The organism is Aliagarivorans marinus DSM 23064 (assembly GCF_000429485.1).
Taxonomy (GTDB): Bacteria; Pseudomonadota; Gammaproteobacteria; order Enterobacterales; family Celerinatantimonadaceae; genus Aliagarivorans; species Aliagarivorans marinus.
This window is the reverse complement of sequence record NZ_AUBY01000024.1, coordinates 24,987-50,586: the sequence shown is the minus strand read 5'-3', so window position 1 is coordinate 50,586 and position 25,600 is coordinate 24,987. Positions and strand designations below refer to the sequence as shown.

General features: G+C 56.1%; 23 protein-coding genes. 7 read left to right on the top strand and 16 right to left on the bottom strand.

Going from position 1 to position 25,600, the window contains the following annotated elements; translation table 11 throughout:
* Nucleotides 1-11 precede the first annotated feature (11 nt).
* The gene (locus tag G461_RS0111430) at nt 12-854 is read right to left on the bottom strand and encodes a peptidyl-prolyl cis-trans isomerase (protein WP_026971932.1); all 843 of its coding nucleotides are present in this window, start codon (nt 852-854) and stop codon (nt 12-14) included.
* A 244-nt stretch (nt 855-1,098) separates the two neighbouring features.
* Here G461_RS0111430 and G461_RS0111425 point away from each other — a divergent pair, with 244 nt between their 5' ends.
* The 6 genes from G461_RS0111425 to G461_RS0111400 are packed head-to-tail and all read left to right on the top strand — an operon-like array spanning nt 1,099 to nt 7,301.
* A complete protein-coding gene (locus G461_RS0111425; RefSeq protein ID WP_035480103.1) occupies nt 1,099-1,662 on the top strand; it encodes a HupE/UreJ family protein in 564 nt (187 codons plus the stop codon).
* Nucleotides 1,663-1,672: 10 nt separating this feature from the next.
* A complete protein-coding gene (locus tag G461_RS0111420; protein WP_035480102.1) occupies nt 1,673-3,202 on the top strand; it encodes an ABC transporter substrate-binding protein in 1,530 nt (509 codons plus the stop codon).
* Complete coding sequence (locus tag G461_RS0111415) at nt 3,192-4,139, top strand: ABC transporter permease (protein ID WP_035480100.1); 948 nt, start codon at nt 3,192-3,194, stop codon at nt 4,137-4,139. Before G461_RS0111420 ends, G461_RS0111415 begins: the two co-directional genes overlap by 11 nt.
* Nucleotides 4,136-4,924 carry an ABC transporter permease gene (locus G461_RS0111410; protein ID WP_084429157.1) on the top strand — a complete coding sequence of 263 codons (789 nt, stop codon included), beginning with the start codon at nt 4,136-4,138 and terminating at the stop codon, nt 4,922-4,924. Before G461_RS0111415 ends, G461_RS0111410 begins: the two co-directional genes overlap by 4 nt.
* Nucleotides 4,917-6,359 carry an ABC transporter ATP-binding protein gene (locus G461_RS24015; protein ID WP_051333520.1) on the top strand — a complete coding sequence of 481 codons (1,443 nt, stop codon included), beginning with the start codon at nt 4,917-4,919 and terminating at the stop codon, nt 6,357-6,359. Before G461_RS0111410 ends, G461_RS24015 begins: the two co-directional genes overlap by 8 nt.
* Before the next feature lie 33 nt (nt 6,360-6,392).
* Nucleotides 6,393-7,301, top strand: a complete 909-nt coding sequence (locus G461_RS0111400; RefSeq protein ID WP_026971927.1) for a LysR substrate-binding domain-containing protein — start codon at nt 6,393-6,395, stop codon at nt 7,299-7,301.
* Nucleotides 7,302-7,401: 100 nt separating this feature from the next.
* Here the strand turns inward: G461_RS0111400 and G461_RS0111395 are convergent, their stop codons facing one another.
* The 15 genes from G461_RS0111395 to G461_RS0111325 form a co-directional block, all read right to left on the bottom strand.
* The gene (locus G461_RS0111395; RefSeq protein WP_026971926.1) at nt 7,402-7,749 is read right to left on the bottom strand and encodes a RidA family protein; all 348 of its coding nucleotides are present in this window, start codon (nt 7,747-7,749) and stop codon (nt 7,402-7,404) included.
* 59 nt (nt 7,750-7,808) lie between these two features.
* Entirely contained in the window at nt 7,809-8,315 is a 507-nt protein-coding gene (locus G461_RS0111390; RefSeq protein WP_026971925.1) for a hypothetical protein, read from the bottom strand.
* 268 nt (nt 8,316-8,583) lie between these two features.
* Nucleotides 8,584-8,730 (bottom strand): hypothetical protein, encoded by a 147-nt coding sequence (locus G461_RS26085; RefSeq protein ID WP_157360293.1) that lies wholly within the window; start codon nt 8,728-8,730, stop codon nt 8,584-8,586.
* 110 nt (nt 8,731-8,840) lie between these two features.
* Nucleotides 8,841-9,569 (bottom strand): hypothetical protein, encoded by a 729-nt coding sequence (locus G461_RS0111380; protein ID WP_026971924.1) that lies wholly within the window; start codon nt 9,567-9,569, stop codon nt 8,841-8,843.
* A 66-nt stretch (nt 9,570-9,635) separates the two neighbouring features.
* Nucleotides 9,636-11,615: a peptidase U32 family protein gene (locus G461_RS0111375; RefSeq protein ID WP_035480098.1), complete on the bottom strand. Its 1,980-nt coding sequence runs from the start codon at nt 11,613-11,615 to the stop codon at nt 9,636-9,638.
* Nucleotides 11,616-11,789: 174 nt separating this feature from the next.
* Nucleotides 11,790-12,089 (bottom strand): DNA-binding transcriptional regulator Fis, encoded by a 300-nt coding sequence (fis, locus tag G461_RS0111370; protein WP_026960423.1) that lies wholly within the window; start codon nt 12,087-12,089, stop codon nt 11,790-11,792.
* A gap of 38 nt (nt 12,090-12,127) precedes the next feature.
* Nucleotides 12,128-13,084 carry a tRNA dihydrouridine synthase DusB gene (dusB, locus tag G461_RS0111365; RefSeq protein ID WP_026971922.1) on the bottom strand — a complete coding sequence of 319 codons (957 nt, stop codon included), beginning with the start codon at nt 13,082-13,084 and terminating at the stop codon, nt 12,128-12,130.
* 160 nt (nt 13,085-13,244) lie between these two features.
* The gene (prmA, locus tag G461_RS0111360) at nt 13,245-14,129 is read right to left on the bottom strand and encodes a 50S ribosomal protein L11 methyltransferase (RefSeq protein ID WP_026971921.1); all 885 of its coding nucleotides are present in this window, start codon (nt 14,127-14,129) and stop codon (nt 13,245-13,247) included.
* Between the two features lie 62 nt (nt 14,130-14,191).
* Nucleotides 14,192-14,596 carry a hypothetical protein gene (locus G461_RS24010; RefSeq protein ID WP_051333519.1) on the bottom strand — a complete coding sequence of 135 codons (405 nt, stop codon included), beginning with the start codon at nt 14,594-14,596 and terminating at the stop codon, nt 14,192-14,194.
* A 145-nt stretch (nt 14,597-14,741) separates the two neighbouring features.
* Entirely contained in the window at nt 14,742-16,085 is a 1,344-nt protein-coding gene (accC, locus tag G461_RS0111350; RefSeq protein WP_026960426.1) for an acetyl-CoA carboxylase biotin carboxylase subunit, read from the bottom strand.
* 11 nt (nt 16,086-16,096) lie between these two features.
* On the bottom strand, nt 16,097-16,555 hold the full coding sequence (gene accB / locus G461_RS0111345; RefSeq protein WP_026971920.1) for an acetyl-CoA carboxylase biotin carboxyl carrier protein: 459 nt from the start codon (nt 16,553-16,555) through the stop codon (nt 16,097-16,099).
* Between the two features lie 10 nt (nt 16,556-16,565).
* Complete coding sequence (aroQ, locus tag G461_RS0111340) at nt 16,566-17,030, bottom strand: type II 3-dehydroquinate dehydratase (RefSeq protein WP_026960428.1); 465 nt, start codon at nt 17,028-17,030, stop codon at nt 16,566-16,568.
* 300 nt (nt 17,031-17,330) lie between these two features.
* Complete coding sequence (acs, locus tag G461_RS0111335; protein WP_026971919.1) at nt 17,331-19,283, bottom strand: acetate--CoA ligase; 1,953 nt, start codon at nt 19,281-19,283, stop codon at nt 17,331-17,333.
* Between the two features lie 171 nt (nt 19,284-19,454).
* Nucleotides 19,455-20,078, bottom strand: a complete 624-nt coding sequence (locus G461_RS0111330) for a 3'-5' exonuclease (RefSeq protein WP_035480097.1) — start codon at nt 20,076-20,078, stop codon at nt 19,455-19,457.
* Nucleotides 20,078-21,865 carry a DUF294 nucleotidyltransferase-like domain-containing protein gene (locus tag G461_RS0111325; protein ID WP_026971917.1) on the bottom strand — a complete coding sequence of 596 codons (1,788 nt, stop codon included), beginning with the start codon at nt 21,863-21,865 and terminating at the stop codon, nt 20,078-20,080. The genes G461_RS0111330 and G461_RS0111325 overlap by 1 nt, the downstream gene beginning before the upstream one ends.
* A gap of 200 nt (nt 21,866-22,065) precedes the next feature.
* Here G461_RS0111325 and G461_RS0111320 point away from each other — a divergent pair, with 200 nt between their 5' ends.
* Nucleotides 22,066-25,575 (top strand): PAS domain-containing hybrid sensor histidine kinase/response regulator, encoded by a 3,510-nt coding sequence (locus G461_RS0111320; protein WP_035480096.1) that lies wholly within the window; start codon nt 22,066-22,068, stop codon nt 25,573-25,575.
* Nucleotides 25,576-25,600: the final 25 nt, after the last annotated feature.

Here is a 25,600-nt window from a genome sequence, read left to right as displayed (position 1 = left end):
CTACTCGCATCTTAGCGCCCTTCCCGGATGTTCAACTGAGCGACCAGGTCGTTAATCAGGGCCTGATAGCGGCTATCCACCTGCTGCTGATAGAGGTCTTGTTTTACCTGTTCTTCAATCTGTTGAAACTCAACATCGACCGGCGCTAAGCGATCCAGCTTCACCCAGTGGAAGCCCTTATCACTTTGGTAGGGGCCGTACCAGTTGCCGTCTGTCTGCTGCAAGATATCGCTGGCTAGCTGGGTGTCGAACTGCGTTTCAATCTGCTGTGGCTCGGCTTCGCGCAGCACCTTTTCCAGATTGGGGAGGTTGGAGAGTGACACCACTTGGCGAATGGTGGGCTGCTCATTTTGCAGCGTATGCAAGATCTCCTCTGATGGGGCTGAGCGATTCACTATCAGCAGGTTGTAGCGCTCGCCTCGGGTGTAGCGTTGCGAGTTCTGTTCAAAGAACTGCTTGGCCTCGGCGGTGGATGGCAGGCCTTGCTCGGCGTTTACCATCATCTCCACCACATTGCGCGCCTTGGCGCTGATGATCGACTTGAGCTCTTCGTCATTTTTGTCGAGTGCGCGGCTAATCGCGAAGTGATAGAGGGCTTCGTTCTCTAAAAAGCGCGTCTCTAGCTCTTGCCGCTCTTGCTCATCCAGCGAGCGCAGGTAGGAGCTGATCATCTGGGCGTTATCCAGGCCGTAGTTGACGTTCACAAAGCTGCTTAAGGTTCTGTCGTTCACCACCACGTTTTTGCTCTGGCGCTCGAACAGCAAGAAGTTGTCGGTGATAAGTACAGCTAACGCCACCGCGAAGAATATAAATAGCGGTTGCTTAAGGATTTTTCTGGCTTGTTCTATTGGCATGGCTGGCCTGGATTTGCTTCATCAATCGAAAGTCGAGGCCAAGGCTAGGTGGGTTTTATTACTGCGACATTAATCCGTGTTTAGCAAAACTATACACATGGATTAGCTTTGCTGTGACTTTATAAAATGTTGATAAGTTTAGATTTATATCAGTTAAGTGAGTGGAATTTGAAATGAAACCATCATAAAGCTCGATTAACCTTGCCGCTCGATTCACCGTGCGGTTCGATTAAGAGCGTTGATTATGCAGTTCATCCTTTTCGCTTTACTTGCCCTTCCTTCACAGGCCTTTGCCCATAGCGCGGAGTCAACGGCGGGCTTTCTGGAAGGGGTGATCCACCCCATGAGTGGTGCCACTCACCTATTGGCGATGATCGCCGTGGGGGTATTGAGCAGCCGCTTTGGCGGCGCTGCGGTATGGCAAGTGCCCGCTGCGTTTATCGCCAGCATGTTGGTGGGCCTGTATCTGGGCGAGGCCGGACAGCTGCTTCCCCATTACGAGATGGCTATCTCCTTGTCGCTGCTGCTATTCGGTGGATTGTTGCTGCGCGGCAAGGTGCCGCTGATGTTGGTGATGATCTTCGCCGTACTGTTTTTTGGCATCTTCCACGGCTATGCCCATGGGGTAGAGATCGGTGGCCTGCTCAATCCGACCGGCTTTCGTAAGGGCTTTTTTATGGGCTCGGTGGTGATTCATATCTTTGGGGTGATGCTGGGGATGGTGCCAGAGCACTATCGCTATTATCACTCGGCCCTGAGAGCCAGCGGTGTTGCTTACATCGCACTTGGCTGTATTAGCGTGTTGTAGGGACTCACTCATGCAAATTAAAAATATATTGGCGGTGGTGGGTTTTGCCCTGCTCGCTTGGCTGCTGTTGGACTATCAAGCGGTGGACCAGCAGCAAACCCTCACCATTGGCGGGCCGTTCGAATTCACCAGCCAAGACTTATCCAAAGACGGCTTTATGTACACCCGTATGCAGGTGGCGGAAGCGCTGGTGGATGTAAGGCCCGATGGCAGCCTGATTCCAAAGTTGGCTAGCGATTGGTTGGTCAGTGACAACGGGCTGGAGTGGCGCTTTAGCCTGCGGTCGGGTGTGTCGTTTCACGATGGCCGTCCCTTGAACGCGGATGCAGTGGTGTACTCCTTGCAAAAGGCCATGGCTAAGCCGGGGGTGGTACAACAGCTACCGCTGGAGCGGCTCTACGCTGACGCTGAACAGGTGGTGGTTGAGCTAAGCCGCCCCTACAAGCCTTTGCTGTCGATTCTGGCCCATTACTCGCTGGCGATCCTCTCGCCCTCTTCATACGACGAGCAAGGGCAAGTGGTCGCTCTTAGCGGTACCGGTCCTTATCAGGTGGCGCTACTAGCGCCGCCGCACAAACTCAATGTACGACGCTTTCCCGAGTATTGGGGCGAAGCGGCCAGCATCGAGCAGGTGCACTACCTGACCGGACACCGCGCCGAGAGCCGCGCGCTGCAAGCGCAAAGTGGGCAGGCCGACCTTATCTACACCCTCGACCCGGCCAGCCTCGATCTGCTTGAGCGGGCCGACAATGTATGGGTGCATAGCCAATCAATCCCGCGCACGGTGCTACTTAAACTCAACAACGCCCACCCCTATCTGAACAACAAGCAGACCCGTCAGGCGCTGAGTCTTGCATTAGATCGCGAAGGGCTGTCTGAGCATGTGGTTCGGGTGCCTGACTCAGCAGCCTATCAGCTGTTCCCGCCCGCCTTGGGCCATTGGCACCTGAGCGAGCTGGCAGAGAAACAGCGCAACTTGGCGCTGGCCGGTGAGCTACTCAAGCAGCAGGGCTGGCAATTGGGCAGCGATGGTGTGCTGGAGCGTGAGGGCGAGCGTTTTCGCTTGAATCTGGTGACCTATGCCGACCGGCCGGAGCTGACGGTTCTGGCGACTGCCATCCAGGCCCAACTGGCCGAAATCGGCGTTGAGGTGGAGGTGGTGGTAGATAACTCCAGCGCAATCCCGGCGCGCCACCATGACGGTACGCTCGAGCTGGCCTTGATTGCCCGCAACTACGGCACCTTATCTGATCCCTTGGCGCTGTTGGTGGATGACCATCTGCAGGGCGGTGGAGATTGGGGGCCAATGAACTGGTCGTCGCCTTCGCTCAGCGAACTGCTGGAGTCGCTAATGAGTAGCGACGGTGAGCAGGATCGGCAATTAACGCGCCAAGCCGCGCTGTTGCTGGCCGATGAGCTGCCGCTGATCCCGGTGCTGTTCTACACCCAACAAGTGGCGGTGAACCAGCGGGTGCAAAACTTCCAGTTTGATCCCTTTGAGCTTAACTACCGCGTCGCGGAGATGTCCTTTGCTAATTAAGATCCTTGGCCGTCGCTTGGCTCAGGCGGTATTTGTCGCCTGGGCGGTGGGCACCCTGACCTTTTTTTTGATGAACCTGCTACCGGGCGATTTTGCCTACCGCATTGCCGCCGGTCGCTATGGCTATGACTACGTCAATCAGGCCGCCGCCGATGCGGTGCGCGCCGAGCTTGGGCTCGATCGCAGCGTCTGGCTGCAATACCTGGATTGGTTCCGCGACCTGCTGCGCTTTAACTTGGGCGACTCGCTGGTGAGTGGCAATCCGGTGAGCCAAGAGCTGGCCCATCAGCTTGGGCACTCGCTGCAATTGGCGCTGTTCGCCAGCTTGTTATCGCTACTTATTGCCGTGCCATTGGGCCTGTATGCCGGGCGCCAGGTGGGCAGTGCGCTTGACCGGGCCTCGCTGTTTATCTCGGTGCTGCTGCGGGCGCAGCCAGTGTTTGTGATTGGTTTGGTATTGGTGCTTATCTTTGCCCTGCAGTTTCAATTGCTGCCGGTGGCCGGCTTTGGCGGCAGCCGCTATTTGATACTGCCCGCGCTGTCGTTGGCCTTGTCGATGGCGGCGCTGTCGAGCCGAATGATCCGCAACGCAACCCACCAAGTGTTGGGCTCCAGCTACTACCAGTTTGCCCGCTTTAAGGGACTGAGTGAGCAGCAGGCCTTCACCCATCATGCCCAGCCCAATATTGCCCTGCCGGTGGTGGCCTTTATCGGTATTCAGGCGGTGAGCCTGATTGAGGGCATTGTGATGATCGAATCCCTGTTCTCGTGGCCGGGGATTGGCCATGCCTTGGCCCATGCGATCTTCGGCCGAGATGTGCCGATGATTCAAGGCGCGGCCTTGGTTATGGGCTTGTTGTTTGTACTGATTAACCTGCTGGTCGACTTATGTTGCTACTGGCTGGACCCGCGCCAGCGCGAGGAGGGCCTGCAATGATGGGTTTAAATACCAGCCAACGCTGGGGCTTTGCCCTGTTGTTTGGCTTGATTGCACTGGCGGGCGCAGAAGCGCTGTTCTGGCAAGGCGATATTGCCCTGCAGCAGTTGGATGCGGCCTTCGAAGGGCCATCCTTGGCCGAGCCGTTTGGGCGCGACCACTTTGGCCGCAGCAATTTTGCTCGGCTGGCCTCGGCGCTGCGCACCTCGCTGCTGATGGCGATCTGCTCGGTGGCGCTCTCGTCAGTGCTAGGGGTTGCGCTGGGCATGGCTGCGGGCTGGAAGCGTGGGGCTGTTGACCGCACGCTTTCTTTTGTGGTGAATGTACTACTGGCCCTGCCTGGTCTGATTCTGGTGCTGCTGTTTGGCGCGTTGATCCCCGGCTCCTTCGCCATGCTGTATCTGGCGATTTCCTTGGTACTGTGGGTCGATTACTTCCGTTTGATCCGCGCCCGCACCATTAGCCTGATTCGCTCACCGGAGGTGGAAGCCTCGCGGCTCTATGGCTTCGGCGTGTGGTACATCTTCAAGCGCCATCTGTGGCCGAATTTTCGTAAAGACGTGTACACCCTAAGCTGCTTTGGCGCGGGCAACGCGGTATTGGCGCTGGCCTCGATTGGCTTTGTGTATGTCGGGCTTAAGCCACCCCATGCCGAACTTGGCCTGATGATGGTGGAGCTGTTCCCGTACTACAGCGATGCCCCGTGGGTGTTGCTACAACCGCTGTGTGCGGTGATTTGCCTGGTGTTGAGTTTTCATATGATTGCGGGGACGGTCGATGAGTAAGCCGGTTGTTGAAGTCTTCAAGCTGTCGGTATTTGCCGGCGATAGCTGCCTGGTCTCCTCGCTCTCACTCGCGCTAAAGCGCGGCGAGGCGGTGACCATTCTTGGTGAAACCGGCTCGGGTAAAAGCCTGCTGGCGCAAGCCATTATGGGGGCGCTGCCCAAGGAGCTGACGGCCAGCGGCGATGTTCGCCTGTTTGGCAAGCTCAACCCCAGTCGGCACGAGCGAGAGCAGATGTGGGGCCAGCAAGTGGCCATGCTACCCCAAGAGCCATGGTTGTCGCTTGACCCGCTGATGAAAAGCCAGCGCCAGCTATCGCTGGTGGAAGAGCTGGTCAAGCAGCTGGATGCCAAGCGCGCCCGACAGCAAGCGCAAGGCAGCCTGAGCGCGATGGGACTCGCCGATGATGGCAACAAGGTGCCAAGCCAGCTCTCGGGCGGCATGGCGCAGCGCCTGGCCTATCTGTGCGCCACCGCGGGCGGGGCCGATGTGCTGATTGCCGATGAGCCGACCAAAGGGCTGGATGATAGCCGCAAGCAGCAAGTGATTGGCCTGTTGCAACAGCACAAGCAACACGGCGCCTTGCTGACCATTACCCACGATATCGATGTGGCCCAGGCGCTGGGCGGCGAGATCATCGTGATGCGCCAAGGGCAAATCGTCGAGCGCGGCTCGGCGGAAGATGTGCTGAACACACCGCGCTCGGACTACGCAAAAGCGCTGATCGCCGCCCACTCGCAGGATCACTTTCCGATAGCGCTCAAGCAAGGCAATGCGCCGCTGCTAAAGGTGAGAAGCCTGTCCAAACAGCGTGGCAATAAGCAACTATTCCACGATCTGAGTTTTCAGATGGGCGAGGGCGAGGTGCTCGGCGTGGCCGGTGACAGCGGAGCTGGCAAATCCACCTTGGTGGATATTGTGCTCGGCTTGACCGAATGCGACCAAGGTCAGGTGGAGCGGGCACCCGAGCTGGGACCGGGCAAGATGCTCAAGCTCTATCAAGACCCGCCAGCGGCCTTTCCCCGAGAGATAAGCCTTGGCCAAAGCCTTGAGGATCTATGCCAACTACATAAGCTTGACCGCTCGCAGCTCCCTGAACTGCTCGCCCGGCTGCGGCTCGATGAGGCTATACTCGCACGTCGCCCCAGCGCTGTTTCCGGTGGTGAGCTACAGCGCTTCGCCATGTTACGGGCCTTGCTGATGAAGCCTAAGCTGCTGGTGGCCGATGAGCCGACCTCACGGCTTGATCCCATCGTTGCCCATCAAACCCTGGAGCTACTTATCGAGCAAACCCGCAAGATAGGCTGCGCGCTGATCTTGGTAAGTCATAACCGGCGGGTGATGAATCAGTTATGCCACCAAATTGTCGACCTAAGCCCGCTTGAAGATACTCAGCGGGTTCCCGTCGACTTCAGCTCTGCGTGCCTTATCAAGTAAGTTTCCAGCTGCATATCGAATCAGGAGTGAGGGATGGCAAAATCGGTGATCGCACATAAGACCATCCCTCCGTTTAATTCGCTGCGGGCGTTTGAGTCTACTGCGCGCCATATGAGCCTGTCGCGGGCGGCGGAAGAGCTGAACGTTAGTCGCGGCGCGATCAGTCAGCAAATTAAAGTGCTGGAGACGTTTTTGGAGCAAAAGCTGCTGGTGCGCAATGGCTCTCAGATCGCTCTCACCGAGCAGGCGATGACCTACCTGCCGCTGCTCACCGACACCTTTAAGAACCTCAGCGTTGGCACCCAGAATCTGTTTGGCGGCAACGCCAGTCACACGCTTACCATTCGGGTTGCCCAGAGCTTTTGTAATGCTTGGCTACTGGGCCGTTTGGCCGACTTCCAACGCAAATATCCGCTGATCAAATTGAAGTTCTTCTCCACCGTTAACCTCTATCCCTCGGAGGAGCAGGCGGTGGATATCGAGATCATCAACGGCTATGGCAACTGGAGTAATCGCAAGGCCGAGCAGCTGACTCAGCACGAAGAGTGGGTGGTGGTGGCAAGTCGCGGCTATATCAGCCGCTACGACTTATCTCAATCGGTGGAGACCATTGCCACCTATCCAAAAATCGGCACCATCGGTTACAGCGAGGGCTGGAAGGATTGGTTTAATCTGCACTCCAGCGGGATGCCGTTCACTGAGCCATTGTTAGAGTTTGACAGCACCCAGCTATCGATGGAGGCGGCAGGCCAAGGATTGGGCATGCTGTTGGCCAAGACCATCTTGGTGGAAGATGCCTTGAAGGCCGGTGATCTGGTGGTGGTGCACCCACGGCGCATGCAGAGCCAAAGCCACCACTACCTGATAGTGAACCCCAATAGCCAGAACCAGTACAAGGTGATGCAGTTTACTCAGTGGCTGCTATCGACCTTTGAGGACTAGCGGCAGGTACAACTGCTCTAAGTAAAAAGGCCTGATAATAAAATTCAGGCCTTTACGTGGTTCTTGGGAGTCTTTGCGAACCCGCGGTTGAACAGGCCGCTTATTGCGCCGCAATCACCGACATTTCCACCAGAATCACATCCCGTGCCATACGCGCTTCCACACAGGCACGCGCCGGCTTCTCGCCGTTGGCAACCCAGGCGTCCCATACCTTGTTCATCGCCGCGAAGTCTTTCATATCGCGAACATAGATAGTGACCGACAGGATCTTATCGCGGTGGCTGCCGGCTTTTTCCAGCAGGGCGTCAATCTTGTCGAGGCAGCGTTGGGTCTGCTCGCTGATATCCCACTCGGCATCGCCAGCGGTTTGTCCGCACAGGTAAATGGTGCCGTTATGTTTGACGATGCGGCTCATGCGCTCGGTGGATTCAATTCGTTCGATGGTCATAGTTTGCGTGTTGTGTAGAAAACAAAGGGGCCAAGCTTATCGGCGCTGGCCCAATAATGCTAGTGGGCAGGGCGAAGGTCTCGGCAAGCCTTAATGTTTTCGTGAGCCTCTGCGTAATCAGAAGGCAGCCTGACCGGTAGATCGATCTCGGTAAAGATGTCCTTTTGCACACTGATCGGCATACAGTAGTGTTTACCGTGGTGCTCTGGATATACCGTATGCGTGTAGAGAAACTCACCATCTTCGGTGTAGATATCAAAGGTGTCATAGCCATAGAAGGAGACGGTGAAGGTTGCATTCTGCTTTGATGCGTCTCCGGAAGCATCTACTGCCGGTTCTCCATCTGCGCGCTGTTGGAGCATAATGTCTATCGGTCTGCTGGTACCGGTTGATTCGAGGCTTCGATGAAATACTTGCAGTTGCTGTTCGGGGAGGTTTGGATCAAAGTCCATCGCGGCAGGGTAGAAGGTTATTGCCAAGTAGTTCAGTGGGCTAGAAGAATCGGAATCGTTACAGGCAGTTAGTAGGCCCATAAAGAGCAAGACCGATAGGTTTTTAAGGTTCATATACACTCCATCAATGATTTAACGCACATCCGGTGTGTGAATTGACATCCCTATACACCCACACACTCTGGTGTGGAGTAGTGCTAGTGTTTGCTGAGTTTAGCTAGCAGCGCTACGGTGTGAATTATCACTAAGCTTACCGATTAGCTCTAGGGCATAGCGCCGGAAACAAGATGCAGATCTCATTGATGCCAGTGCCAAATCTCGCCGATGTGGCGTCAAGTGGATATTTGGCCTGCTTTAGGGTGTATTTGCGAGACAAATAACGTCAGCTAAACAAATCAAGCTGATGCAACCCGGCAGCCCGGCCATCTTCCATCAGTGCAAAGCTGCTAGCGCGCAGCATGGCGTAGGTGCTGTCACCCTGCTTGAAATGATAGGGGGTTGCGCTGGCATCTACCGATAGCGCTGCCACGCCAAGCTCTTCCAGGCGGCTTGTTGGACCGTCACTTTGGTAAAAGTAGATTTGGCTAAAGATGCTATCGCCTTGGTCTATAAAGCCGTTGCCGTCTTCATCCAGTGCGGCTAACTCGGCGAGCCATCGCCGGAGCGCTCGCCGATCAGCTCGCCCTCGCTTAGCTGGCCATCGCCATTGTGGTCGATAAACAGATAGCCGGTGCCACTGTGGGTCGTTAAATCGCCATTGCCGGGGCTGCCCGGTGCGACGCTGAGGTTGCTACCCGGCAAAACCAGTAGCAGTGGATCCTGGGGTTGGACCTGCTCGCTGCCTGCCTCAATCAATAGCTCACGGCTAAGCTGTAGTTGGTAGTCGAAGTGGATGGTGCGGCCATCGTCGGTTTGCACGGTGCCTTGGACGCGGTAGCTTAGCTGCTCTTGCTCGTAGATCTGTAGCTGCAACTCGGCAGTGGGCTGAGAAGGCGCGCTCTCAGCGGGTGGCTCGGCCTCTTCGTTAACCTCTGGCTGGGGCGGCTGATAAAGCTCGAAGCGGCGACCGGTGAGCGCTTCGAGTAACAGTACGGTACTGCGCTGTAGGGCATCGGTGAGCTCGGTGGCACGCAGCGCATTGTCGTCATCGCTTGGCGAACTTGATGTAGCGGCCTTGGCTGTATTTGAGGAGTTGCTATCGTCTGCCGCTGCAATGGTAGCAGCCGCAGAGCGAGTTGGTGGAGGGGTTATCGGCAAAGAGCCTGGGGCGGAAGACAAGTCCGCCGGACTGCTAGAAAGCGCTTGGCGCTGCTCGCGCCGATACTCATATTCGCTGTGTTGCTGAACCTGTGCCTGAAGTACCTGCATCTGCCTGTCTCCTTACGCTCTGGCTAACTCCTGTTTATCGGCAGCGCTGTATGATTCTTGAACACTTTATAGGCCCTTGTGCCACGACTTATTCATCGTGTTCTCAGCCAGTGCAGCAACACCGCCTTCCGCTGTCGCAATAAAGCTCTCCATGTGTTGGCAGAACTGCACCTCGCTCACTGCCAGCGTGGTGCTGGTGTCAATCGGGCGCATATCCAGCAGGTAGTGGCTAAAGCGGCCCGGCAGTGCCGAGATGACATCAGGGTTGAAGTGATGCTTGTGGGCATATACCCGGCTCATGAAGCCGCTGGATTTATCGATCAGCCATGGCTCATCATTGCGGCTTTGCACGGTGACTTGTTTGTCGCATTTCGGCGTACAGCCTTTTTTCACCAGCGGTTTACGGCAACCCAGTGTGCGTTGCAGCAAGCATTGGCGGCTGGTCATCAAGGTGACGGGCTGATAGAGGCAGTAGTGCAACTCAAAATCGTTCGGGCACACCAAGGACTTAAGCTGGCGTTTATTTAGCTCTGTGGAGACAAAGGCGCCGACACAGCCAAACTCGGTCTTCAGGCAGTGCAGGGTCCAGGAGTTGGTGGTATTCATCTGCGGCCCGGCCAGCCAATCGATGCCGAGCTGATGGGCCGCCCACGCCACACCGCTGTTATCGGTGACGATGCGGCTTGGTTTGAGCGCGTCTAGAAGCTGCTGGGCCGCTTGGAAATCCTTGCCAATCAACACGGGGCCAAACCAAGGGATCAGCTGCGGATTGTCGCTAAACAGCGTCAGTAGCGCATCGTATTGATGGGCAAGGCTATCGGGCAGCTGGTAGTAAAGGGGGCCAGTCGTGTCGGTATATTCGGAAATTTGCTGCGGCTGGGAGATCAGTATCGCCGCGCTTGGCGCAGCCGACACGCGTTGGCTGCCACTTAGTGCTGGCAGCTTAAACTGTTGCTGCTGCCCCTTAAGGCTACGGGTTGTGCCAGTGCTGACGTCAAGCGCGCGGGTTTTTTGCTCGACGCTGTTAATAATCGCGGTCTTCTCGCGATAGAGGATGCGTTTAATCGCTTTAAATTCGTCGGCCGTGTCTACCCCTTGTTTTGTGGCGCGGTGCTGCGCCGCGTGATCTCGCGGGTTATCGATAAACATCACATCGCCAATCGCGCCATGCAGATAGCCGTTGGAGAAATCGCGATTAAACACGGTATAGAGGGTGGATTTATCCTCACTCAGAGGCGCGTTATCGAGGTAGCGGTCAATCTGCTGGCGCCACTGATCTACCACACTGAAGACATAGTGCGGCTTCTTCACCCGCCCCTCGACCTTTAGTGAGTAGACCCCGGCATCGGCCAGTGCGGCCATATCGTCAAAGGCGGTGTTGTCTTTCATGTTCAGCGGGAAGTCGTAGCCCGCTGCGGTGGTTTCGAACTGATCGCGACAGGGTTGGCTGCAGCGCCCGCGGTTGCCAGATGCGCCATTGCGCACCGAGCTGGCATAACATAGCCCGGAAAAGCTCACACAGTAGGAGCCATGGACAAATACCTCGGTCAGCATGTCGTGCTGGTGGCCGAAGTGGGCCAGTTCGCCTATCTCTTCAAGGCTTAGCTCGCGTGACAGGTTCACCCGGCTAGCGCCGAGCTGCTTAAGAAACTGGAACTGCCCGGTGTTGTGGGTATTGGCCTGGGTCGATGCATGCACGTCCAGTGTGGGGAAGTGGTGTTTAAGCAGATAGGCCAGCCCCAAGTCTTGGACAATAACCCCATCGATATCGGTGTCGACCAGCTGTTCAAGTAAACGCACCACCGCCGGGATCTCGCTCTCCAAGATCAGCACGTTAAGGGTGATAAACACCTCGCAGTCATGGCGGTGGGCCAGCTCGGTGATGCCATCGAGCACGTCTAGGCTGATATTAGTGGCGCGGTTGCGGGCGTTAAAGCGGTCCAGGCCACAATAAACGGCGTCTGCACCAGCAGCAATCGCCGCCTTGATAGATTCCAGATCGCCCCCGGGGGCTAGTAGCTCAAACTGTTTTTCTGTTACTGCCATGATTACGTCTTGGGTACTGCAATATTGAAGCGGAGGTGTCTCTTCGTCTATCGACTAGGGAGATTCTGTTCATATGAACCGCAGCTGTGGGTTCAAATGTGGGTTCATCACAGATAGAAAAAAGGCTTCCCGCAATGGAAAGCCCTTTTAAATCATAAAACTAAAGACTCAGTCTTAGTTCATGCCGTATTTTTTCAGCTTCTTACGCAGGGTGCCGCGGTTGATGCCCAGCATGATAGATGCACGGGTTTGGTTACCACGGGTGTACTGCATAACTACGTCAAGCATAGGGGCTTCAACTTCTGACAGTACCAATTCGTATAGCTCTGATACTTCTTCGCCGTCTAGCTGGGCAAAGTAGTTACGCAGAGCTTGCTCTACTGAGTCACGAAGTGGACGTTCTTTGACTTCGGTGCTGGTAGCACTGCTAGTCATGGTAGAAAGTGTGCTTGTTGAAAGATTTGACTCAAACATACTTGACGCTCTTATTGTTTACTTGGTTAATTGAAAAACTATTTAAAAAAATGCTCAATCGCAGCGGTTTGCGCCAGGGGCTCTTCTAGCTTATTAAACTGGCGGCGAAACTCTTCCGTATCTGCTAATTGCTTGAGATACCAACCCACGTGTTTCCGGGCGATTCGTACGCCCTGATACTCCCCGTAAAACTCATACAGGTTGTGGAGGTGCTCCAGCATTACATCCTTCACTTCTTGCGGAGACGGCGGGTCGATATGCTCACCGGTCTGCAGAAAGTGTACTATTTCCCGAAACAGCCAAGGGTTGCCTTGGGCTCCTCGTCCTACCATCACCGCATCGGCACCGGTGTAGTCCAGTACCGCTTTGGCCTTTTCAGCCGAGGTAATATCGCCATTGGCGATAATCGGAAGTGACACTGCTTGTTTTACTGCCTTTATCGTGTCGTACTCGGCAGAACCTTTATACATACAGGCGCGCGTACGGCCATGTATGGTCAAGGCTTTAATGCCTGCTTGCTCGGCGATCTTGGCAATCTCCAATGCGTTACGCTCTTCTGGCGACCAGCCGGTGCGGATCTTCAACGTCACCGGGACGTCGACCGCTTTGACTACGGCATCCAGGATTTGCGCGACCAACTGGGGTTGTTGCAACAAAGCCGAACCTGCGAGTTTCTTGTTCACCTTCTTGGCTGGGCATCCCATATTGATATCAATAATCTGGGCGCCATTGCTGACATTCAGCTGGGCTGCTTGTGCCATCAATTGCGGATCTGAACCGGCAATCTGAACACTGCGGATCCCGCACTCTCCAAGGTGAAACATCCGTTTTTGAGACTTAACGCTGTTCCAAACCTTTGGGTTACTCGACAACATCTCAGAAACGGTCAGTCCTGCTCCCAAGCGCCAACATAGGCGACGAAAGGGCTGATCAGTTACGCCCGCCATGGGAGCCAACACCACTGGGTTCTCCAGCTGGTAAGTTCCTATTTTCATGGCTCGTGTATCTTCATCTATCAGGGGGCGCGTAGTGTACGATTTTTTATCGGGGCTGAAAAGGCTAGAAATTGTACATTTTAAAAATTTATGACTGGACTTTGAGATGCACTTTATGGCAGCGAAGCCCCGCTGCCACTGGTTTGAGGCGAATTACCGCTTAGCTGAGGTGCTTGCGACCGCTCAGACGTCCCCATTCTTGATCGATAAGCGGTTGATCCATCTCGCATTGCTCGGCATAGGCTTGGCTCACATCCTCCGCTTGCTCTTCGAGGATGCCCGAAAGCGTCAGTTGGCCGCCGGGTTTCAGGTAACCCAGAATGACCTCGGCCAGCTCCTTGAGCGGACCGGCTAAGATGTTGGCCACCACGATATCGGCTTGGAAATCGTCGGGCTGGTCTTTGGGCAGGTACAGTTCGAGCTGCTCGGCCACGCCGTTACGCGCGGCGTTGTCACGGCTGGCAATGATCGCTTGTGGGTCGATATCGATGCCTACCACGCGCTCTGCTCCCAGCTTAAGAGCTGCAATCGCCAGGATGCCGCTGCCGCAACCGAAATCCAGAACGGTTTTGCCTTCCAGATCCAGACCGTCGAGCCAGCGCAAGCATAGCGAGGTGGTCGGGTGGGTGCCGGTGCCGAACGCCAGGCCTGGGTCGAGCATTACGTTCACCGCATCTGGCTCTGGGACATCGGTCCAAGATGGGCAGATCCACAGGCGCTCGCCAAAGCGCATTGGGTGGAAGTCTTTCATCCACTCGCGCTCCCAGTCCTTGTCTTCCAGTTGGTCCAGCTTGTAGTTACCGTCGTCGATAATGCGGGCATCGCGCAGCAGCTGCAGGATTGGCTGCATATCATGGTTGGCTTCATACAGGGCCTGTACGTCGGTGTCGCCCCACAAAAGAGTCTCGCCCGGCTTGGGCTCGAGTACTGGAGTGTCGTAGCGGTCGAGGAAGGTCACGGCTAGCGCACCGGTCTCGCTAAGAATATCGCCGATGGGCTCAGCGGTTTTTTTACTGGCGTTGATCTTCAGTTGGATCCAAGGCATGGGATGCTCCACTGTTACGTAATGGCGCCAAGTGTACTTGGATTAACGGAAGTTTGCAGAACTTATCGAACCCGGGCCCGGGCATAGCCGTGCTTGCCGCTATGCTTCCAGGTTTGGCGGCGATAGCGGTGGCGCATAAACAGCACGTGGGAGCCGCGATACAGGCAGATAAACGCCACCGCGTAGGCCAGTAGGTGACTTTGGGTTTGCAGTAGTACGATGGCTGTCGCGAACAAGATAAAGGGGTAGAACTCGTAGATGTTCTCGGGGATGGCTAAGCGTTTTTGCGGGGCTTGCGGTTCGTCTTGGCGGCGATAGTTGGAGCGCATCACCCAGACCAGTGCGCCAATCAGGAACAGCAGCGCGCCACCGGCTAGGCCTAGCGAGGAGTCAAGATAGAGTACCGAGCCACTGCCGACAGACAGGTACAGGGTAGGAAGTAGTTCGTAAATCGGTTTGCTCAGCATGGTGCGTTCCCTCGCATACAGGCTCCGATGCAGCTTCGCGGCAACGTTTTGAGCGTGACTTTCTATTATAGTTGAGTTGGTTATTAATAGAAGGCACAAAAAAAAGCACCCTGTTTAGGGTGCTTTACAGCTTGAGCGTCGCTGATTACTGCTGGTCGAGTTTCTTCTCCAGATAGTGGATATTTGCTCCACCATGCTGGAAGTTCTCGTCTTCCATAATCATCTGCTGTAGCGGAATGTTGGTTTTGATCCCTTCGATCACCAGCTCAGATAGCGCGTTGCGCATCCGGGCAATGGCGATATCGCGGTTCTCACCGTAGGTAATCAGCTTACCAATCATCGAGTCGTAGTAAGGCGGTACGGTGTAGCCATCGTAGATGTGCGAGTCCCAACGTACGCCCATACCACCCGGTGAGTGGAAGCGTTTCACCAGACCCGGTGAGGGGATAAAGCGCTCTGGGTCTTCGGCGTTGATACGACACTCGATGGCGTGGCCGGTCAGTTTCACTTCGTCTTGGCTGATCGACAGCGGCTGGCCTGCGGCAATGCGCAGCTGCTCTTTGATAAGATCGATACCAGTGACCATCTCGGTAACCGGGTGCTCCACCTGAATACGGGTGTTCATCTCAATAAAGTAGAACTCGCCGTTTTCATACAAGAACTCGAAGGTACCGGCGCCACGGTAGTTGATCTCCACACAGGCGCGGGTACAGCGCTCACCGATGTAGCGGCGCATATCGGCGGTGATACCCGGTGCCGGTGCTTCTTCTACAACCTTCTGGTGGCGGCGCTGCATCGAGCAGTCACGTTCACCCAAGTAGATCGCGTTGCCTTGGCCGTCAGACAGTACCTGCACCTCAACGTGGCGTGGGTTCTCCAGGAATTTCTCCATGTAGACCACATCATTGTTAAAGGCGGCACCGGCTTCGGCGCGGGTTAGCTGGATGCTCTCGAGCAGTTCGCTTTCACTGCGTACTACGCGCATACCACGGCCACCACCGCCACCGGCGGCTTTGATGATTACCGGGTAGCCAATGCGCTTGGCGATCTGAATGTTCTTTTGACCATCGTCGCCCAGCGGGCCGTCAGAGCCGGGTACGCAAGGTACGCCAGCTTTCTTCATGGCCTTAATCGCTTCCACTTTATCGCCCATCATACGGATGGTATCGGCTTTCGGGCCGATAAAGATAAAGCCGCTTTTCTCTACGATTTCAGAGAACTCGGCGTTTTCCGACAGGAAGCCATAGCCCGGGTGGATCGCCACCGCGTCGGTGACTTCGGCGGCCGCAATGATCCGCGGGATGTTCAGGTAGCTTTCGGTGGCTGGGGCCTTACCGATACAGATGGATTCATCGGCTAGCAGTACGTGCTTAAGATCGCGGTCGGCGGTGGAGTGGACAGCAACGGTTTTGATGCCCAACTCTTTACACGCGCGCAAGATCCGAAGTGCGATTTCGCCTCGGTTGGCGATAACGACTTTATCTAGCATGCTCTGTCCCCTTATTCGATGATGAACAGAGGTTCGTCGAACTCCACTGCATCACCGTCGTTCACCAAGATAGCTTTAACTACGCCGGCTTTGTCGGCTTCGATTTGGTTCATCATCTTCATCGCTTCAACGATACACAGGGTATCGCCCACGTTGACCACGCTGCCTTCGCTGACAAAGGCTGAGGCTTCTGGTGATGGTGAGCGGTAGAAGGTACCGACCATTGGCGACAATACTTTGTGGCCAGAGGCGGCAGGTGCTTCAGCTTCAGCAGCAGGGGCTGCTGCGGCTGGCGCAGCGGCAACCGGAGCCGCTACTGGCGCAGCGGCAACTTGTACCGGTGCTTGGGTAACTGCACCGCTGAAGTTGCGGCTGATACGTACCGCTTCTTCACCTTCGGTGATTTCCAGCTCGGCGATACCTGATTCTTCTACTAATTCGATAAGCTTCTTGATCTTGCGAATATCCATGATGTCTCTTCTATGATCCAGAGTGTTGATTCTGTTGCAGCGCATTGGCTGCAGCGCTCAGTGCAAATTGATACCCCAATGCGCCCAATCCGCAGATAACACCAACCGCCTTATCGGAGAGATAAGAGTGGTGACGGAAGGGTTCACGTGCGTGCACATTGGAGAGATGTACTTCAATAAAGGGAATAGCGACCCCCAGCAGCGCGTCGCGCAGTGCGACGCTGGTGTGGGTGAAGGCGGCTGGATTGATAATGATGTAATCCACTTGGCCCATGGCCTGATGGATCCGCTCCAACAGCGCGGCTTCGCTATTCGATTGGAAATGACTGAGTTCAATACCTAGGTGTTGAGCCTGCTGTTGCAAGTTGCTCACGATATCGTCGAGGGTTTGCGAACCATAGACCTCGGGTTCACGTTTTCCCAACAGGTTCAGGTTTGGTCCATTTAGCAGTAAAACAGAAGGTTTGTCAGTCATATTCCATGAAAACTTAGTTATTTGCAGCTATCTTGCCGCTTTCGTGTAATTTTTATTTTTGTCGCGCTTGGCGCGGCAAAAATGCCACTTAGGAATCAATTATATTAAGTTCAGCGAAAATGGCAGCAAATTTCTGGTCTAATCACTTCGTTTCTCTGGTTTTTGCTTGCCAGTTCAATAATTGAGCAGGCATTAAGTAAGTCTTCGCTTTCTCTAACATCTCGATAACTGCGGCGATAAACGGCGAAAAAGCCACCCGAAGGTGGCTTTAAGCGTAGCGTAAGTAAAACGTGTCGATTGCTAAACTGCGGCGGCTTTCTCTTCAATGAGTCGGTCGACCACGGAAGGATCGGCCAATGTGGAGGTATCGCCCAGCGAATCGGTCTCGTTGGTGGCAATCTTGCGCAGGATGCGGCGCATGATTTTACCGGAGCGGGTCTTTGGCAGCGCCTCTGCCCAGTGCAGGATATCTGGGGTAGCAATTGGGCCAATCTCTTTGCGCACCCACGCTTTCACCTCTTTATGCAGCTCGGCACTTGGCTCTTCGCCGGCATTCAGGGTGATATAGGCGTATATGCCTTGGCCTTTGATCTCGTGGGGAACGCCCACCACCGCGGCCTCGGAGATCAATGGGTGGGCCACCAGTGCGCTCTCGATCTCGGCGGTTCCCATGCGGTGGCCGCTGACGTTGAGTACGTCGTCGACCCGACCGGTGATCCAGTAGTAGCCATCTTCATCGCGGCGCGCGCCATCGCCGGTGGTATAAACGCCCGCGAAGGTGGAGAAGTAGGTTTGCTCGAAGCGCTCATGGTCGCCGTACACGGTGCGCATCTGCCCTGGCCAGCTGTCGAGGATCACTAAGTTCCCCTCGTTAGCACCTTCTAACACATTACCTTCGTTATCTAGCAGCGCCGGTTGCACCCCAAAGAACGGACGGGTTGCCGAACCGGGTTTTAAGTCGGTGGCGCCGGGCAGTGGGGTAATTAAGATGCCGCCGGTTTCGGTTTGCCACCAAGTATCGACAATCGGGCAGCGCTCATCGCCGATGGTGCGGTAGTACCACTCCCAGGCTTCGGGGTTAATCGGCTCGCCCACCGAGCCCATGATCCGCAGGCTGGAGCGGCTGGTGCCCTCAACGGCGGTGTCGCCTTGGGCCATCAGCGCGCGGATAGCGGTCGGCGCGGTGTAAAGAATGGTCACATTGTGTTTGTCGCACACCTCGCTCATCCGTCCGGCGGTTGGGTAGTTGGGGACGCCCTCAAACAATACCGTGGTGGCACCGTTGGCCAGCGGGCCATATACCAGATAGCTGTGGCCGGTGATCCAGCCCACATCGGCGGTACACCAGTAGATATCGCCCGGCTGATAGTCGAACACGTACTTAAAGGTCATGGTGGCGTACACCAGGTAGCCGCCGGTGGTGTGCAGCACCCCTTTCGGTTTGCCGGTGGAGCCAGAGGTGTAGAGGATAAACAGCGGGTCTTCGGCGTTCATCGGCACTGGCGGGCAGTCTTCCGATGCCGGCTCAGTGACGTCGTGCCACCAAACGTCGCGGCCTTCCACCCAGTTGATATCGGCGCCGGTGCGCTTGAATACCACCACCGCTTCTACGCAGCTGCAGCCGGGGTTTTGTAGGGCTTCGTCGACATTGGCTTTTAGCGGCACGCTGCGGCCTGCGCGAATGCCTTCATCGGCGGTAATCACGTACTTGGCGGTGGCATCGATAATCCGGCCCGACAGCGCCTCAGGGGAGAAGCCACCAAACACGATGGAGTGGACCGCTCCAATGCGGGTACAGGCGAGCATTGCCACCGCGGCCTCCGCCACCATCGGCATATACAAGGAGACCACGTCGCCTTTTTTAACACCCAGCTCTTTGAGGGCATTGGAGAACTTACACACTTCACGATGTAGTTCGCGGAAGGTTAGGGTGCTGTCTTCGTTGGCGTCGTCGCCTTCCCAGATGATGGCGACTTCATCGCCGCGCTCTTCCAAATGGCGGTCCAGGCAGTTGGCACTGACATTCAGCGCGCCGTCTTCAAACCATTTGATGCTGACGTGGCCGGGGTCGTAGGAGGTATTTTTTACCTTGGTGAACGGAGTCATCCAATCAACCAGTGAACGGGCATGCTCACCCCAAAACGCTTCTGGGTTGTCGATGGATTGTTGGTACATGGCAAGGTACTGCTGGTTATCCAGCAGGCAGTTCTCGGCGATGTGGCTCTTGACGGTATAAAGCTTGGTCTCGCTCATCTTGCTCTCCTTGGCGGTAACGACGGCACTACCTTCGTGGCCATGCCTTTGTCTACAGATAATGTGGGTATAAAGACTCGCTCAGCGCCCTTATACCGACAATTAGACTTTAGGTTAAGCATATGTAAACGAAGTTAAAATTTGTGAGCTGTCAGGCGCAATTGGCAGCGATTACGCGGCGCTGGGGCGTGGTCCGAACTGCAGCCGCAGGTAGATCATGGCGGCATTGAGCGCATCGTCGTAGGCTTGATGACGGGCGCTTAAGGGGATCTGCAGGGCATCGCAGATATGGACTAAATCCTGATTGGCGGGCATGCCTTCATGGGGCAGATGTACCCGGTCGGCATAGAGCTGGCCGACATCCACCAATTGATTAACCAGCTGTAGCTGCAGCAGCTGTTTGGCATAGCGTTTAAGGATGCGGAAGTCGTAGGCGATGTTGTAGCCAACTAATGGCCGGGGGCCGATATATTCCAGTAATTGCTCAATGCCTTGCTGTGGAGGAAGGCCTTGCTGTAAGTCTTGGTGGCGCAGGCGGTGCACCTTAATAGAGGTGGCGCCTAAGCGCACGCCCGGTCGCAACTTTAGGTCGAGTCGCTGCGAGTGCAGGATCTGCTTACCGACGATCTTTACCGCGCCAATGGAGACAATCTCCGCCTCACTGGCATTGAGGCTGGTGGTCTCGAAATCCAGCGCCACCAACTCGCCCACTGGCGCAGGCTCATAGAGATAGTGAAACGAGCTGTGCCGCTGCTGGTGGCTGTAGAGCTGACGATAGAGGCCGCGCAACAACATCAGTAGTCCCGGATCTGGAAGTGATGGGCCAGGCTCTGCTTGTATTTCTTAACCACATGCAGGGCGTGGCGCAGCAAGTCGCGCTGCCCGCGCTGCAGGTTGGCCACATCGATATGGTGGTAGCTCTCGGTTTTATCGGAGAGCTGTTGAATACGCAGCTTGAAGAACAGCAGCAGCGCCTCGCTGAGGTTGGCGGCATGCTCGGGCAGGATCACCTTGGCCTGCTTGAGCTGCTCTATGCGCTCCAAGGTATTGGTTTGCTCGATGCCTTGCTTAAGCGCCATCGCCCGCACCCCATGCACGATGGGGAAGATCCCGCCTTTTTTAATATCGATGCCCTCTTTGCGCACATTGCCAAGGAAGGTTAGCGGGGTGCTGAACTGCAGCGCCGGGCGGGCAAAGAACGACAGCGCCACCTCGCGCTGATGCATCGCTTGGATCAGGTGGCGTTTGAGTTTGCGCAGCAGGCTGCGATTGCCTGCCACCGCGTGGGCATCGAACATGATCGCCATGTTCATCGCGGCATCGCCATGGCCGCTTTCAACCCAGCTATCCAAGGTAGCTGTCCAATCGCTTTGGCTTTTCACCCAGGCTGGGTTATTGACCATGATCTTGCCCGGGCAAGGCGGGTAGCCCAGTTTGAGCAGGGCATCGCTAAAGGCTTGTAGCTGCTGTTCGCGCTCTGGCCAGTCGTAGCCGTCTTCGACTATCAGGCCGTTGTCTTGATCGGTTTTGACGATCTGCTCGCCGCGCCCCTCGCTGCCCATCACGATCAGGCAGATGGCGTTGTGGTGCTGATCGGGCACGCACAGGCGGAACACCCGTTCAATTAACTGCTCGTTCATGGTGGCCAGCAGCTTCATGATAAACAGGGTGCGAATGCCGTTGTTGCACAGGTTTTCGATCAAGCGGTTGAGGGTATGAGCGGCGATGGCCAGCTCGTCGATGCTGTCGGCGCGGGCGATCTGCAGCGCCAGTACGTGGCTATGGGTGGAGAACAGGCTCAGCAAGTGGGCCATCTCCATAATGCCCACCACCTTGTGTTGCTGTTTCACTACCACCCGTTCGATATTGTTGCGGGTCATTAGCAGCATGGCGTTAAACAAGAATTCGCCCTGTTCCACCGAGATCAGGTTGAAGTTGGCCAGCTGGGAGACCGGGGTATCTAGGGACTGCTGGGTGAGCACCGCCGCATGCAGCAAGTCGGTGCCGGTGAGCATGCCGATACAGCCGTCGTAGTCGACCAGTAGCGATTCGAGTCTTTGCTCGCGCATCATCTTGGTGGCTTGATACAGGCTGGTGTCGCCATCGATCACCACCGCTAGCTGCACATTGCTCTCATCGATGGTGGTGAGGATAAACTCGGCCAGGTTCTTGTTGCGTTCGCGCGATTCAATCAGCTGATGGCGGGTGGCCAAGTCGTTTTGGAAGTAGTCGGCGAAATCGCTGTTCGCCTCGGCCAGTTGACGGAACACCTTGGAGGGCAGGGCAAAGCAAAGGCACTCTTCCAGTGCGACATAGTCGTGTTTGCAGTAGCCGCCAAACTGGGAGCGAATATCGAAGCAGTCATCCAAGGTGTAGTGGGCGAAGATCTCATCGTTGTTGTCGGCGCGCTCTTCCACCTCGCCTTTGAGGATCACAAACAGAAACTGCGACTCCTGACCGGCGCTTAGGATCTTCTCTTGATTCTGGAAGTAGTGGATGTCCAGTTGGTCCAACAGCAGTTGACGCTGGCTACTATCCAGTTGATCGAAGGGAGGATGTTGGAAGTTAAAGTCGCTGGTCATGGCCTGCCGTTTCCACCTTTATCATCACGTCACTGTCATCACATAACAGCATCGAGATATTTGTTTGATCTGCCAGACGACTTTAGTCTTAGCGTAGGGAAGATGTGACGTGGCAAGGAGAGCAACCTCACATCATCGGCAATAACGTGCGGTGTCGCCACTACAAGGAAGATAGGCATTGCCACGCCAAAGGAGCGTCTATGTTGCAGGAAGGCTGGTTAGTGATCCCCTTGTCGATTGCCTATCTGGGGCTGTTGTTCCTGATTGCCTATTTCTGTGACCGCTTCACTCAGACGCGCCTGCCCGGTCAAGCGCTGATCTACTCCCTATCGATTGCGGTGTACTGCACCTCCTGGACCTTCTACGGCACGGTGGGGCAAGCCACTACCAGCCTGCTGTCGTTTATCCCGGTCTACTTGGGGCCGATCCTGCTGTTCATCTTTGGCTGGAAGCTACTGGCGCGGCTGGTGCTGATCGCCAAGCGCGAGCACATCACCACCATTGCCGACTTTATTGCTGCTCGCTACGGCAAGTCGCAGACCTTGGCTGTGGTGATCTCCTTGCTGTGTATTCTGGGGATCCTGCCCTATATCGCCTTGCAGCTGCGGGCGATTGTGATGGGCATTGACCTGTTCGGTGGCGAGCAGATGCGACTGGCGGTGGGTGAGGGAAGCAGCGCCCAGTTCGCCCTGTTGGTCAGTATTGCGCTGGCGATCTTTACCATGTTGTTTGGTACCCGCCATATCGATGCCACCGAGCACCACCGCGGGGTGATCATTGCCATCGCCTTTGAATCGCTCGTTAAGCTGGTGGCCTTTGTCTGTGTTGGCCTGTTTGCGGTAGCCCTGCTCGGGCAGTTGCCGGAGAGCGATGGCATGGTGATCCAGCAAAGCCTGGCGCAGCGGGTTGATAAGCTGGGGATTGCCGATTTCACTAACTTGGTTGTTGCCACCTTGTTGGCGATTGCCGCGGTTATCTGTCTGCCGCGCCAGTTCCACGTCACTGTGGTGGAGAACAATCAGGTGAGCGATCTGCGCAAGGCGCGTTGGTTATTCCCCGCCTACCTGACCTTGCTGGGTATCTTCGTTCTGCCGATTGCCTTGGCCGGCCAACATTTGCTGGGCGACTCGGTGTCGGCGGATAACTATGTGATCTCGATGCCGCTGGCTGCTGGGCAGCAGTGGTTGGGGATGGCGGCGTTTTTAGGGGGCACCTCGGCGGCCAGCGGCATGGTGGTGGTCTCAACCATCGCACTGGCGATCATGGTGAGTAACGACTTGGTACTGCCGCTACTGCTCAAACAAGGTGGCTTGAGTCAGCGTAACTTCAACCAGTTTAGCGAGCTGCTGCTTAATGTGCGGCGCACCACCATCTTGGTGATCCTGCTGCTGGCCTGGGGGGCGCACCTGATGCTTCGTCAGGTGGAAAACCTGGCCGATATCGGCTTCCTCTCGTTTGCTGCAATTGCCCAGCTGGCGGTGCCGCTGCTGTTTGGTTTGTACTGGCGCGAAGGCAACCGCAGCGGTGTTTATCTGGGTCTGCTGTTTGGCATGAGCCTGTGGCTGCTGAATCTAATGAATATCGCCGGGCTGCTAGCCGGTAGCGAACAAGACAACTGGCTACGCGCCCTGTTCAGCGCCCCGGCCTGGCGTGGTGAGGCGCTGATCTCCGACAATAATTGGGGGATCTTACTCAGCCTGATCGGCAATGTGATCGGCTATGTGGCGGCCTCTAAGCTGACCAGCCCGGCGGTATCGGAGTGGCTGCAGGCCAGCAACTTCGTCGGCAAATCGACCCGCGCCAATGACCCCGGCTCCTTGCAGCATGCCAAGGTCAGTGTTGAAGAGCTACAGATGTTGGCCTCGCGTTTTTTGGGCTCGCAGCGGGTTAACCAAAGCTTCTCCCGCTATGCGCGCTCTCGTTCCATGGCCTTGAGTCCGAACCAGCAGGCGCCGGCTGAGTTAATAGCCGACACCGAGCGGATGCTGGCCGGGGTGTTTGGCTCTTCCTCGGCCCGCTTGGTGCTGGCCTCGGCGTTGCATGGGCGGCAGGTGCAGCTGGAAGAGTTTGCCTCGATTGCCGAAGAGGCCTCGGAGCTGCTGCAGTTCAACCGCCACCTGCTGCAAGGGGCGATTGAGCATATCGACCAAGGTATCGCGATTGTCGATAAGGACCTGAAGATGGTCTCTTGGAACCGCCGCTATTTGGAGCTGTTTAATTTCCCCCATGGCTTTATCAATGTCGGCCGTCCCATTGAAGACATCATCCGCTTTAATGCCCGCAAAGGCTTATGTGGGCCGGGCGATGTGGAAGAGCATGTGCGCAAGCGGGTGACCTATCTGCATCAGCGGCATAGCCATACCTCATCGCGTACCCGGCCTGACGGGCGGGTAATCCAGGTGCAAGGCAACCCGATGCCTAACGGCGGCTATGTAATGACTTTCAGCGATATCACCACCTTCCGTCAGGCCGAGGATATGCTCAAACAGGCCAATGTAATCTTGGAGGCGCGGGTGGCCCAGCGCACCCAAGAGTTGTCGAGTATGAACCAGCAGCTGATCCTCGCCACCACCGAGGCGGAAGATGCCAACCAGAGTAAGTCCCGCTTCTTGGCGGCAGTGAGCCACGACCTGATGCAGCCACTTAATGCCGCCAAGCTATTCGCCGCCTCCCTGCTCGATAGCCGACTGAGCGACGAGCAGCAGTTTCTGGCGGCTAAGCTAGACAAATCGCTGTTTTCGGCAGAAGAGATAATCAGCGATCTGCTGGATATTTCACGGCTGGAGTCGGGCAAGGTGGAGGTGCGCAACGAGCGCTTTATGGTGGGTAACCTGCTGGAGCACTTACACGCCGAGTTTCAGCCGATTGCCGACCAGCAGCAGGTGCGCTTGCGCATCCGCGCCTGTCCCAATGCGGTGTTTACCGACAGCAAACTGCTGCGGCGTATTCTGCAAAACTTCCTGACCAATGCCATCCGCTATACCCCCGATGGCTCGGTGCTGCTGGCGGCGCGCAAACGTGGCCAGTGGCTACGGGTAGAGGTATGGGATAACGGCCCGGGCATCGATGAAGACAAGCAGCAGCAGATCTTCGAGGCCTTCCAACAGGTGGATAACGGCCGCGCCAGCAAGGAGGGGCTGGGGCTGGGGCTGGCGATTGCTAAAGGCTTTGCCGAACTATTGGGGCTGCCGATTGGGGTGCACTCGCGGGTGGGCAATGGCTCGATGTTTCATGTGTCGATGCCGCTGACTGCGCCAATGGTGGCACCGCAAGCTAGTGAAGAGACCGAGAGCGTTGCGATTACCCACGGCGCCAAGGTGCTGTGTATCGACAATGAGCCGGATATCTTGGTGGGCATGGAGCGCTTGCTGATGCGCTGGGGCTATGAGGTGGTGTGCTGTGAAGATGCCGATACTGCCGAGGAGCTGATCCGCGATGGCTGGCTGCCAGATCTGATCCTCAGTGATTACCACTTGGATTTTGGCAAGACTGGCCTGCAGGCGCTACAGCGGCTGATTACGCCGCTAGGCTTGCAGTGCCACGGCATCGTGATCAGTGCCGACCGCAATGCCGAGCTTATCGACACCATCCGCCAGCATGGCTATGCCTACCTGAGTAAGCCGATTCGTCCACTGCGCCTCAAGAAGCTGTGCCAACAGTTACTTAATGATCGCGGCGAAGCGAACTTCTGGCTGAAGCCCAGCGCGTAGAGCGTGGCTAAATGGAGGTTGCTCG